Annotated in this window: 8 protein-coding genes; 7 read left to right on the top strand and 1 reads right to left on the bottom strand. The window is 68.4% G+C overall.

Translation table 11 applies throughout. The features are described 5' to 3' along the window. The coding region (locus PMI01_RS14680; RefSeq protein ID WP_007670105.1) for a response regulator at positions 1–679 on the bottom strand (679 nt) is incomplete at its 3' end. Between the two features lie 154 nt (positions 680–833). On the opposite strand from PMI01_RS14680, the gene PMI01_RS14675 reads away from it, so the two are divergent. The 7 genes from PMI01_RS14675 (at position 834) to PMI01_RS14645 (ending at position 12,432) form a co-directional block, all read left to right on the top strand. Beyond that, positions 834–1,979 (top strand): efflux RND transporter periplasmic adaptor subunit, encoded by a 1,146-nt coding sequence (locus tag PMI01_RS14675; RefSeq protein ID WP_007670103.1) that lies wholly within the window; start codon positions 834–836, stop codon positions 1,977–1,979. Positions 1,980–1,995: 16 nt separating this feature from the next. Further along, complete coding sequence (locus PMI01_RS14670; RefSeq protein WP_007670101.1) at positions 1,996–5,142, top strand: multidrug efflux RND transporter permease subunit; 3,147 nt, start codon at positions 1,996–1,998, stop codon at positions 5,140–5,142. A gap of 2 nt (positions 5,143–5,144) precedes the next feature. Further along, complete coding sequence (locus PMI01_RS14665) at positions 5,145–6,518, top strand: efflux transporter outer membrane subunit (protein ID WP_007670099.1); 1,374 nt, start codon at positions 5,145–5,147, stop codon at positions 6,516–6,518. A 205-nt stretch (positions 6,519–6,723) separates the two neighbouring features. After that, positions 6,724–8,004 (top strand): MFS transporter, encoded by a 1,281-nt coding sequence (locus tag PMI01_RS14660; RefSeq protein WP_007670096.1) that lies wholly within the window; start codon positions 6,724–6,726, stop codon positions 8,002–8,004. 237 nt (positions 8,005–8,241) lie between these two features. Further along, the gene (locus PMI01_RS14655; protein ID WP_238537064.1) at positions 8,242–9,657 is read left to right on the top strand and encodes an MFS transporter; all 1,416 of its coding nucleotides are present in this window, start codon (positions 8,242–8,244) and stop codon (positions 9,655–9,657) included. 164 nt (positions 9,658–9,821) lie between these two features. Further along, positions 9,822–11,255: an aldehyde dehydrogenase gene (locus tag PMI01_RS14650; RefSeq protein ID WP_007670089.1), complete on the top strand. Its 1,434-nt coding sequence runs from the start codon at positions 9,822–9,824 to the stop codon at positions 11,253–11,255. Between the two features lie 67 nt (positions 11,256–11,322). Beyond that, on the top strand, positions 11,323–12,432 hold the full coding sequence (locus PMI01_RS14645) for an NAD(P)-dependent alcohol dehydrogenase (RefSeq protein ID WP_007670086.1): 1,110 nt from the start codon (positions 11,323–11,325) through the stop codon (positions 12,430–12,432). Positions 12,433–12,435 lie beyond the last annotated feature (3 nt).

Here is a 12,435-nt window from a genome sequence, read left to right as displayed (position 1 = left end):
CCCCCAGCCGATACCCGACGCCGCGAACGCCGCCCAGCAAGGTGGTGACGCCGGCGCTTTCGAGTTTGCGCCGCAGCTTGCTCAAATGGCTATCGACCGTCCGCTCCAGGACATCGTCGCCCGGCAGGCAGGCGTCAAGAAGGTCGGCCCGCGTGAAGACGCGTGAAGGCTGGCGCGCCATGTGCGCCAGTAGCCGAAACTCCGTCAGGGTCAGGTCGAGGCTGCGCTCGCCGTCGGGCGTGGCGATCACGGCCAGATAGTCCTGCGGATCGATGCGTAGCGGCCCAACCCTCAGCAACCGGTCGCTGCGAGAGGCGCTGGCGCGCCGCAGCAGCGCCTGCACCCGCGCGACCACCTCCACGGGGTTGAACGGTTTGACGACATAGTCGTCCGCGCCGTTGCGCAAGGCGTGGATCTTGTCGACGTCCTGATCCAGCGCCGTCACCATGACGACGGGCGTGGAGCCTCGTCGGCGAATTTCGGTCAGCACCTTCCATCCGTCCAGCTTGGGCATGGTGACGTCGAGAATGACGACGTCGGGGCGCAGCATGCCGTAGAGGTCGACGGCCACCTGGCCATCGCCCGCGCAGACCGTGCGGAACCCCTCCCGCGTCAGATAGCCGTCCAGGATATCGGCGATGTCGCGATCGTCTTCCGCGATGAGCACCAGTTCGTTCATGGGCGGAAGATTAGGCGCTCCTGAAGATCCGCCAAGAGCATGGCCGGTCTCTCCATGAACCCTCCACGAAACTTCCACGGTCCAGCAGCACGGCGCTGCGAAAGACCCCCCGACGCGCGGGCTCCTTTGTCCTCGCCTGTAGGAGAAGGATGACATGGCCAAGGCTTCGCGCATCGCCCGGACCACCAGTACGGCGGTCCTGGCTCTCATGGTCTGCGCCTGCCATGGGGGTGAGCCGGCGGCTACGCCTCCCGCGGTCGTGTCGACGACGACGCCGACCGTCAACGCCGTCTTGCTGACCGACGACCTGCCGGGACGAGTTTCGGCCTTCAGGACGGCTGAAATTCGGCCCCAGGTCGCAGGCCTGGTTCGCCGCCGCCTGTTCGAGGAGGGCGCTCTGGTGCGCGCCGGCCAGCCGCTGTTCCAGATCGACCCGGCGACCTTCCGCGTGGAGGCCGACATCGCGGCCGGCGCGCTGCGTCGGGCCGAGGCCGTCCGCATCCAGGCGCGGCTTCAGGCCCAGCGCATGGCGCCGCTGGTCGAGACCGACGCGGTCAGCCGCCAGACCTACGACAACGCCGTTTCGGCGCTCGCCCAGGCCGACGCCGACCTTCTGAGCGCCCGGGCGACCCTGGCCCGGCGCCGGCTTGACCTGAACTTTTCGACGGTGACCGCGCCGATCTCCGGCCGGATCGGCGCGGCGTCGGTCACCGAAGGCGCGCTCGTCGCCCAGGGCCAGACCGACGCGCTGGCCACGGTGCAGCAGATCGACCGGGTCTATGTCGACGTGCGCCAGCCGGCGGCGCGATTGCTGGCGCTTCGAGACGCGGGCGGCGGCGGCTCGCCCCAGGTTGAACTGCTGGACGCCGACGGCAAGCCCATGGGGCTGTCGGGCCGCCTGCTCTTTTCCGAAGTCGCGGTCGACCCTGGAACGGGCGACTTGAGGGCGCGGATCGAGGTGGACAACAGGACGGGCCGGCTGCTTCCGGGGATGTTCGTTCGGGCGCGCCTGCCGCGCGGCCCGGCGCGGAACCTGCCAAGCATTCCCCAGCAGGCCGTGAGTTTCTCCGGCGGCAAGCCGCAGGTCGTGGTGATCCAACGCGGCGGTCAGGCCGCCAGTCGACCGGTCACCCTCGGCCCGGTCGTCGACAACCGCTACGTGGTGCTGGCCGGCCTGCAATCGGACGACGTCATCGTGGTCGAGGGGCGTGACCACGCGGCCTCGGGCCAGCCGTTCAAGGTCACGCCTTGGCGTGGCGCGGCGTCGATCCCGACACCCACCCAAGCCCCCCAGGACTGAGCCGGAACCCCAGACCATGCCCCTGTTCTTCATTCAGCGTCCGGTCTTCGCCTGGGTGCTCGCCATCTTCATCATCCTCGCCGGCCTGCTGGCGATCCCGCGCCTGCCGATCGCGCGCTTTCCGTCCGTCGCGCCGCCGAGCGTGAGCATTTCGGCCAGCTATCCCGGGGCCACGACCCAGACCTTGACCGACAGCGTCATCGCGCCGATCGAGCGGGAATTGGCCAGCGTCAAGAACCTGCTCTACTTCGAGAGCTCGGCCGACACGTCGGGCTCGGCGTCGATCACCGCCACCTTCCGGCCTGGAACCAACCCGGACATGGCCCAGGTCGACGTGCAAAACCGGCTCAAGACCGTCGAGGCGCGTCTGCCCCAGACGGTGCGGCAGAACGGTGTCGACGTCCAGGCCGCCGCCTCGAGCTTCCTGATGATGGTCTCGGTGACGTCGGATGACGGGGCCTTCGATCGTCAGGAACTCGGCGACTACGTGGTGCGCAACCTGGTGAGCGAAATCCAGCGTGTTCCCGGCGTGGGCAAGGTTCAGAGCTTCGCCTCCGAACGCGCGATGCGCGTCTGGATCGATCCCAAGAAGCTCGCGGCCGCCGACATCGCCTTCAGCGAGGTGACCGCCGCCATCGCCGCCCAGAACCTGCAGATCGCGCCCGGCCGACTGGGGGACATGCCCGCCCCGGCCGGACAGGCCGTCAGCGTGCCGCTGACAGCCTCGGGCCAGTTGCAGACGGTCGAGCAGTTCAAGGCCATCACTCTGCGCGCCAAGGCCGACGGTTCGCGCCTGACCCTTGAAGATGTGGCCAGGGTCGAGCTTGGATCGCAGAGCTACGCCTTCGAGACCACCGACAACGGCAAGGTCTCGGCCGTGGCCGCGATCCAGATGGCGCCGGGCGCCAACGCCGTGGCGACGGCCCAGGGCGTGCGCGACCGCATGGCCTCCCTGGGCAAGTCCATGCCGGCGGGCATGCGCTACGCCATTTCCTATGACACGGCGCCGTTCGTGAAGATCTCGATCGAAAAGGTCGTCCACACCCTGATCGAAGCCATGGTGCTGGTGTTCCTGGTGATGTTCGTCTTCCTCCAGAACGTCCGCTACACGCTCATTCCCACGATCGTGGCCCCGATCGCGCTGCTCGGCACGCTGGCGGTGATGTTGCTGGCGGGGTTCTCGATCAACGTCCTGACGATGTTTGGCATGGTGCTGGCCATCGGCATCATCGTCGACGACGCGATCGTCGTGGTCGAGAATGTCGAGCGGATCATGGCCAGGGAAGGCCTTTCGCCGAGGGAAGCGACCCAAAAGGCGATGAAGGAAATCACCGGCGCGGTGATCGGCATCACGCTGGTGCTTTCGGCCGTCTTCATCCCCATGGCGTTCGCCTCGGGTTCGGTGGGCGCGATCTATCGCCAGTTCAGCCTGGCGATGGCGGTGTCCATCCTGTTTTCCGCGCTTCTCGCCCTGTCGCTCACACCGGCGCTTTGCGCGACGTTGCTCAAGCCGGTCGACCCGCATCATCATCAGAAGAAGGGGTTTTTTGGCTGGTTCAACCGGCGCTTCGATCGGTTGACCGAAGGCTACGCCGGTTGGATCGCCAGCCTGGTCAAGCGCACGGGCCGGGCGATGATCGTGTTTGTCGCCCTTGTGGCCCTGCTGGCGGTCGCCTTCGCCCGCCTGCCCGGAGCCTTCCTGCCGGACGAGGATCAGGGCAGTTTCCTGACGATGATCACCCTTCCGGCCGACGCGACGGCCGAGCGCACGCGGGCGGTCATCAAGCAATACGAGCAGCATCTGGGGACCCGCAAGGCGATCGCCAGCAACACCTCGATCGTCGGGTTCGGCTTTAGCGGATCTGGCCAGAACGCGGCCATGGCCTTCACCAATCTCGTCGACTGGGACCAGCGCCATGGCGCGACCGCGCAGGCCGAGGTAGCGGCGGCGCAGCAGGCTATGAGCGCGGTAAGGGACGGGACGGTCACGGCCGTCAATCCGCCAGCCATCGATGAGCTTGGCACCTCCTCGGCCTTCGCCCTGCGCCTTCAAGACCTGCGCAACCAGGGGCCGGCGGCCATGGCCGCGGCGCAAGCCCAGTTGCTGCGGTTGGCCGCGGGCAGCCGGAAGCTGGCCAGCGTCTATCCCGATGGACTGCCGGACGGTTCGAGCCTGCGGCTCGACATCGACCGGGAGAGGGCTGAAGCGCAAGGCGTGTCGTTCGATGCGATCAACAGCACGCTGTCGGCGGCCATGGGCTCGGCCTATGTCAACGATTTCCCCAATCAGGGCCGCCTGCAGCAGGTCATCGTTCAAGCCGAACCCGGCGCGCGCATGCAGATCGACGACGTTCTGGGCCTCTACGTCAAGAACCGCTCGGGCGGCATGACGCCGCTGTCGGCCTTTGTCGCCCCGCACTGGGAAGACCTGCCGCTGCAGATGGTGCGCTACAACGGCTACCCGACCTCGCGCATTTCCGGCAACGCCGCGCCGGGGGTCGCGAGCGGCGACGCCATGGCCGAGATGGAACGTCTGGCTGGCCAGCTTCCAGCCGGCTTTTCGGTCGCTTGGACCGGACAGTCGCTGCAGGAACGGGTCAGCGGCGACGAAGCGCCCATGCTCATGGCGCTTTCGATGCTGGTGGTCTTTCTCGTGCTCGCCGGTCTCTACGAGAGTTGGACCATTCCGCTCTCGGTGATGCTGGTCGTGCCGCTAGGCCTGATCGGGGCGGTGGCCGCGACAATGATCCGCGGCCTGCCCAACGACGTGTTCTTCAAGGTCGGCATGATCACGATCATCGGCCTGTCGGCCAAGAACGCCATCCTGATCGTCGAGTTCGCCAAGATGCTGCGCGAGCAGGGCAGGGGTCTGGCCGAGGCGACGATCGAAGCGGCTCGCCTGCGCCTGCGGCCGATCATCATGACGTCGCTGGCCTTCACCCTGGGCGTCGTGCCCCTGATGATCGCCCAGGGGGCCAGCGCGGCCACCCAGCATTCGATCGGAACCGGGGTGTTCGGCGGCATGCTGACCGCCACCTTCCTGGCGATCTTCTTCGTCCCGGTCTTCTTCGTCTTCGTTCTCACCTTCGCCGAGTCGATCGCCGCCAGGCTCAAGGGCCCGCGATCGGCCAGGGAACCGCGTCAAACGCGCGCCGGAGCCTGACCATGCCCCATCGCCACATCGTCGCGGCGCTCGTCGCCGCCCTCAGCGTCTCGGCCTGTCAAAGCCTTCCGGATCAAGCCCCGCCGAGCCTGGCCACGCCCGCGGCCTATCCGCTGTCCGACGCCCGGGATCAGGCCAACGCCGCCGACCAAGACTGGCGTTCGGTTTTTCGCGATGCGCGCCTGCGCGCGCTCGTCGATCTGGCTCTGGCCGAAAACCGCGACCTTCGCGCGGCGTTGCTCGACGCCGACGCCGCCAAGGCCCAGTTGCGCATTCAGCGCGCCAGCTTCCTCCCGCAGATCCAGGCCGCGGGAGGCTATGCCCGCGGCGGCGTGGCCGGCCCGTCCGAGCAAGCTTCGGCCAACCTGTCGATGACCGCGTTCGAGATCGATCTCTTCGGTCGCCTTCGCGCGCAATCGGCCAGCGCCTTCAGCAGCTACCTGGCCGCGGAGGAGGGCGCGCGCGCCGCGCGCATCACGGTCATCGCCACGGTCGCCGACGCCTACCTGGCCGAGCGGGCCGCCGCGGAGCGTCTGGCCTTGGCGGCGACGACATCGAGGGACTGGAACATCTCCCTGGAAAGGACCGAGCAGCTTCGCGCGGCGGGCATGGCCAGCGACCTGGACCTCGTGCAAGCCCAGGCCCAAGCCCAGGGCGGCAAGGCGGACGTCGATGGCGCGTTGCGGGCGCATCAAATGGCGCTGAACGCCTTGATGCTCGCCGTGGGCGCGCCGACGCCAGACGATCTGCCCGCGCCTATGGCGCTGGCGGATCAGCCGGTTCTCGCCGAACTGCCGGCCGGCCTGCCGGCGCAGTTGCTCGAACGCCGCCCCGACGTCCGCCAGGCCGAGCAGCGGCTGGAGGCGGCCAAGGCCGATGTGCGCGCCGCGCGCGCCGCCTTTTTCCCTCAGTTGAGCCTGACCGGGCAGACCGGCTACGCATCGGCCGAGCTCGACGACTTGTTCACCGGCGCCAGCCGCTCATGGTCGTTCGCACCGCAGTTGACCTTGCCGATCTTCCAGGGCGGACGCCTTCGCGGGCAGCATGCGCTCGCCCAAGCACGCGGCCAAGCGGCCCTGGCCACCTACGAGAAGGCGATCCAGACAGCGTTTCGCGAGGTCGCCGACGGCCTGGCCGGACGGCTCACCTTCACCCAGCAGATCAGCGCCCAGCAGGCCGCGGTCGGCGCGGCCAGGCGGCGGGCCGAACTTTCCGACCAACGCTTCCGCGCCGGCCTCGACAGCCGCCTGGAATTGCTCGACGCCCAACGCAGCCTCTATGCCGCTCAGCAGGCGCTGGTGCAGTTGCAGCAGGAGCGAGCGTCGAGCGGGGTCAACCTCTATCGCGCCCTGGGGGGTGGGCTGCCGCGGAGCTAGGTCGCGCGGCGCTGGCGTACGGTCCACGGCTCGGGCGCCCGCCCATCGCGCGGCTAGTCTCGAAAACCCGTCCGCCTTCGCAGCCTGCGACCGGCCAGCGAACCTAGATCACAGCCCGGTCGGCTGGCCATTGTTCGCCAGATCGCGGGAAGCAAGGCCTTGAAAACCTCGCCATGACCATCTGGAGCTTGCCCTTGAACCCGCCATGCCCGATCCAACTTCCACCGTCGCCTTCGACCCCGGCGCCGGCATGACCGGCGATCCCGGGACACGATGGCAACCTAGGTATTGGTCGATCTTCGTCGGCCAGGCGCTGTCCCTCATCGGCTCGGCCCTGACCCAGTTCGTCCTGATCTGGTGGATAACCGACACCACCGGCAGCGTGGCGGCGCTGGCGACGGCAGGCATGGTCGCGCTGCTGCCCCAGGCCTTGCTCGGCCCTCTGGGCGGAGCCTTCGCCGACCGCCACAGCCGTCGCCTCCTGATGATCGCCGCCGATGGCGTCAGCGCGATCTGCATGCTGGTGCTGATCGCGCTTTTCCTGACCCAGCACATCGCGCTTTGGCACATCTATACGATGATGTTCGTCCGCAGCGCGATGCAGGCCTTTCAGGCGCCCGCCGCCGCCGCGAGCACGGCGATGCTAGTCCCGGCGCGTTTCCTGCCGCGCGCCAGCGGCCTCAACCAGACGATGATGGGCATCATGACGGTCGCCGCCGCGCCCTTGGGCGCGCTCGCCATCGCCCTCATGCCGATCGGCTGGGCGCTCGGCATCGACGTGGTCACCGCCTTGATCGGGATCGTCCCGCTGCTGATTTTCGCCATCCCCCAGCACCGCGCGCCCAAAGCGCAGCGCGCCGGCCTCTGGCGCGAGGTCAAGGAGGGCGTGCATCTGGTCTGGGACGATCCCGCCCTGAGGCGCATCTACGGCCTGCTGGCCGGCGTCGTGCTCGTCATCATGCCGTCGTTCACGCTGGTGCCGCTGCTGGTCAAGGAGCATTTTGGCGGCGGCGCCGAGCAGGTGGCGATCATCGAGGGCTTGGGCGGCGCGGGCATGATCGCCGGCGGCCTGCTCGTTGCGGCGCTGGCGCCCAGACGGCTGATGCTCTGGCTGCTATCCGGGTATGCGCTGTCCTGCTTCACACTCGCCCTTGTCGCGCTGGCGCCGGCGGACATGTTCTGGCTGGCCGTGGTCTTCTGGGTGTTCAGCAGCATCACCTTCATCATCGGCCACGCGCCGTTCACGACCCTCATCCAGACCACCGTGCCCAATCATCTACAGGGCCGCGTCCTGTCGCTTCTGAGCACGATCATGGGCTTGGCCGCGCCGATTGGCTTGGCCTTGACGACCCCTCTGGGCGAACTGATCGGAATCCGTTGGCTGTTCGTGCTGATGGGCGCGCTCGGCGGACTGGTCAGCCTCCTGGGGTTTCTCTCGCCCGTCCTGCGCCGATTTGGCGCCTCGTCGCGCGTTGCGGAGCGATAGCGCCCGGAAAGGCTCGCCACGGATAGGATGGCGCGGCGGCGCGGGTCTGGCAGGCCGTCTCGCGCAGACGATACGCAGGGGCGCCTCTTCTAGGAGGTTGGCGCGGTGACGCCCTTTCGACATCGTCTTGGGCGGGCCATGGAGATGGGCCCTGTCCCCTTAGAGAGTGATGTCGGGGTCTATCGATCGATGCGCACACTCGGGCAAGCCCTTCCGGGACAGCATCGACGCTTGGCCGTGAGGTCGCGCGAAGATCCTGGCGGCTGGGCGCTGTCGGCCAGGGAGACGATGAAGGTGGGCGCAGAAACAAACGCGACGGCGTCGGTCCGCGGGCAAGGTCCCAACCTTGTCATCTTCATTCTGTTCGTGGTCTCCACCTTCGCCTGGATCGACCGCTCGCTCGTGCCGCTGCTGATCGAACCGATCAAGAAGGATCTGGGACTGACCGACACCCAGGTCAGTCTGGCGACCGGGTTCTTCTTCAGTCTCGCCTACTCGATGATGAATGTTCCAGCCGGCCTCGTCATCGATCGTGTCAACCGACGCAAGGTGCTGGCGATCACGTCCGGCGCCTGGTCGGCCTTGCTCTTGGTCTGCGGCTTCACGACGGGCTTTTGGAGTCTCCTCGTCGCCAGGATCGGGATCGGTTCGGCTGAAGCCTTCGTCACGCCGGCCACCTTCTCGCTGGTCGCCGACCGCGTGCCGAAGCAAAAACATGGCTGGGCGTTCTCCGTTATCGGCATGGGCCCGTTCGTCGGCGGCGCGATCGCGCTGTCGGGGGGCGGCGCGCTGCTCGGATGGGTGCGCAGGGGCAGGTTCGCACATACACCGGTGTTGAGGGACCTTGCCGATTGGCAAGTGATGTTCATCCTCAGCGGTCTGCTCACCCTGCCGATGCTCCTGCTGCTCCTGCTCCTGCGTCCAGATCCCAAGGGGCGACGCGGCGCGGCCAGCAGCGACCCCGGCCTTGGGGTGAGCGCCGTGGTCCAGATGCTGCAGCGTCGGCCTGGATTCTACGCCTCGCTCATCCTCTACGCCTCGTGCATGGCGCTGCTGATTCTGGGCATCACCAGTTGGACGCCGACCATGATGGCGCGCAAGTTTGGCCTTGCGCTGGACGTGATCGGCATCGTCTACGGACTGCAGGGTCTGGTCTTCGGGGTCGGCGGGATGCTGGCCGGCGGGCTGGTGATCGATCTCTTCACCCGGCGAGGCCTGAGCATCGTTCATCTGGCGGCCGGCCTGGTGCTGATCCTGGCCTGCCTCTATACGGCCGTGCCGCTCGTGACGAACGCGACCCTCGCCTGGACCATGATCGGACTGGGCGCCGTCGTCGCCGGACCGCTGCTTCCCATCGGATCGGTGCTGCTGGCGCGAGTGACGCCGCCAGAGCTCATGGGCCGGATGTCGGTCGCCTACTATTTGCCGTTGGGCGTCATCGGCGGCGCGCTGGGGCCGACGCTGGTGGCGATCCTCTCCGATACGATGTTCAGCGGGCCATTGGCGCTCGCCCACGCCATGTCGGTGTTCGCCTTGGTCACCGGCGTCGGGACGATGGTGTTTCTCCTGTGCTTGATGGCGGCGCTTCGCCGGCACGGGCGCGAGGAGGTTGCGGCGTCGGCCCAGGACGTGGCGGCGACCTTGCTGGTCTGACGCGGTCGGACCGATGCGCGGCCAACCCGATCATGCCCGCCAGTGCGCAGGGAGAAGGCCGAGCCGCGCCCCTGAAAGCCGGGCTTGGGCGATCCAGACCTCGCCCGTGGACCAAGTCCTGGGCCGCCACCGGCGGCGCGGGCCTTTGAAAAAGAGACACCAGGATGAGCGATACTCCGTCCCCGGCCACCACGACGTCGGCGCGCTTCGAACGGCTTGACCCGGTCACCGGCCTGGTGGCCTCCACCGCCGCGGCCATGACCATCGACGAGGTGATCGCCACGGCCGATCGCGCCCAGGCGGCGCTGGCCAACTGGGGTGCTGTCGGTCCCACGCCGCGACGGGCCCTGCTGTCCAAGGCCGCCGACGCCCTGGAGGCCAAGACGCCCGCCATCGTCGAAGCGATGATGAGCGAAATCGGCTCGACGCAAGGATGGGCGCGCCGCGACGTGATGAACGCCGCGGCGACCTTGCGCGAGGCCGCGGCCCTGACCACCCAGGTCTGCGGAGACGTCATGCCGTCCGACAGGGCCGGCTCCCTGTCCTTGGCGATCCGCGAACCGGCCGGCGTCGTGCTTGGCATCGCGCCGTGGAATGCGCCGGTCACCCTGGGCATGCGGGCCATCGCCACGCCGCTGGCCTGCGGCAACACGGTGGTGCTGAAGGCCTCGGAAACCTGCCCGCGCACCCACGGCCTGATCGTCGAGGCCTTCGTCGAGGCCGGGCTGCCGGACGGCGTGGTCAACCTGGTCACCAACGCCCCGCAAGACGCCGCCCAGATCGTCGCCGCCCTGATCGACCATCCGGCCGTGCGCCGCATCAATTTCACCGGCTCGACCGCCGTGGGCAAGATCATCGCCCGTCGCGCGGCCGAGCACCTCAAGCCAGTGCTGCTGGAACTGGGCGGCAAGGCCCCGCTGCTGGTGCTGGAGGACGCCGACCTGGACGAGGCGGTCAAGGCCGCAGCCTTCGGCGCGTTCCTCAACCAGGGTCAGATCTGCATGTCGACCGAGCGCATCATCGCGGTCGACGGCGTCGCCGACGCCTTCGTCGAGAAGTTCAGGGCCAAGGTGGCCACCCTGGACGTCGGCGATCCGCGGGCGGGCGCCGCCGCCCTCGGGGCCGTGGTCGACCTGAAGACCGTGGCCCATGTCGAGAGCCTTGTGGCCTCAGCGATCGCGTCCGGCGCCGTGCGGGTCAACGGCGGCGCGGCGACCGGCGTGCTGATGCCCGCCACGGTGATCGACCGCGTGACCTCCGAGATGGCGCTGTTTCGCGAGGAGAGCTTTGGGCCGGTGGTCGCGATCATCCGGGCGCGGGACGAGGACCACGCCGTCCAGTTGGCCAATGACACCGACTATGGCCTGTCGGCCGCGGTCTTCACGCGCGACATCGCCCGAGGCCTGGCGCTCGCCCGCCGGATCAAGTCGGGCATGTGCCATGTCAACGGCTCCACCGTGCGCGGCGACGCCCACGCGCCGTTCGGCGGCCTCAAGGGCTCGGGCTACGGTCGGTTCGGCGGCCAGGCCGGGATCGACGCCTTCACCGAACTGCGCTGGATCACCGTCGAGACCCAGCCGGGTCACTATCCGATCTGACAAAGACCCGGTTCGCTGCGGTTCCAGGACCCATCAAGCCAAGGTCGCCACCGACCCAGGAGAGACCATGCAAATTCAGGCCGCCGTGGCGTTCGAGGCCCATAGCCCGTTTGTCCTGCGATCGGTGACGATCGAAACGCCACGGGACGACGAAGTTCTGGTGCGGGTCGTCGGGGTCGGGCTTTGCCACACCGATCTGGTCGCGCGCGACCAGTTCATCCCGGTTCCGCTGCCGGCCGTCCTGGGTCACGAGGGCTCGGGGGTGGTCGAGTTGGTGGGATCGGCGGTCACCAAGGTCAAGCCGGGCGACCGGGTAGTGATGAGCTTTTCCAGTTGCGGCCGCTGCGCGCGGTGCCAGGAGCACCTGCCGTCGTATTGCGGGCAGTTTCGCGGTCTGAACCTCTCGGGCGCGCGGCCTGACGGCTCCTCGGGCCTGAGCCTCGAGGGACGGGCGGTTTCCGCCAACTTCTTTGGCCAATCCTCGTTCGCCAGCCACGCCCTGACCTACGAACGCAATCTGGTGCGGATCGACGACGCCGATGCGCCGCTGGAACTCCTCGGTCCGCTCGGTTGCGGCTTCCAGACCGGGGCCGGCGGGGTGATGCGAGCCTTGGCCTGCCCTCCCGGCTCGACGATCGCCATCTTCGGCGGCGGCCCGGTGGGGATGTCGGCGGTGATGGGGGCGGTGATCCAGGCGTGCGCGAGCATCATCCTGGTCGAACCGATCGCCGCGCGCCGCGACCTAGCCCTGGAGTTGGGCGCGACCCATGTGGTCGATCCCGGCGACGGCGACGGCGACGTCGCCGCCGCCATCCGGGCCATCTTGCCGGGCGGCGTCGACTTCGCCTTCGAAACCAGCGGCCGCGTGGCCGTGGCGGAGGCGGCCCTGGCCGCCTTGAGCGGACACGGCCTTCTCGGACTGGTCGGCGTTCCGGCCAGGCGCGAGGACAGTCTGAGCGTCAATCTGACCGCCGCGGTCAGCGCCGGTCTTCGAATTCACGGGATCGTCGAGGGCGACAGCGACCTGGACGGCTTCATTCCCCAACTGGTGGCGCTGCGCAAGGCGGGCCGATTTCCCATTGACCGCCTGATCAAGACCTTCCCGCTGGCCCAGATCAACGAGGCCGTCGCCGCCCAGGCGCGAGGCGACTTCGTCAAGGCCGTGCTGCTGCCCTGAGGC

Source organism: Caulobacter sp. AP07, from assembly GCF_000281955.1.
In the GTDB taxonomy this organism is placed as follows: domain Bacteria; phylum Pseudomonadota; class Alphaproteobacteria; order Caulobacterales; family Caulobacteraceae; genus Caulobacter.
This window is presented reverse-complemented; position numbering and strand designations above follow the sequence as displayed.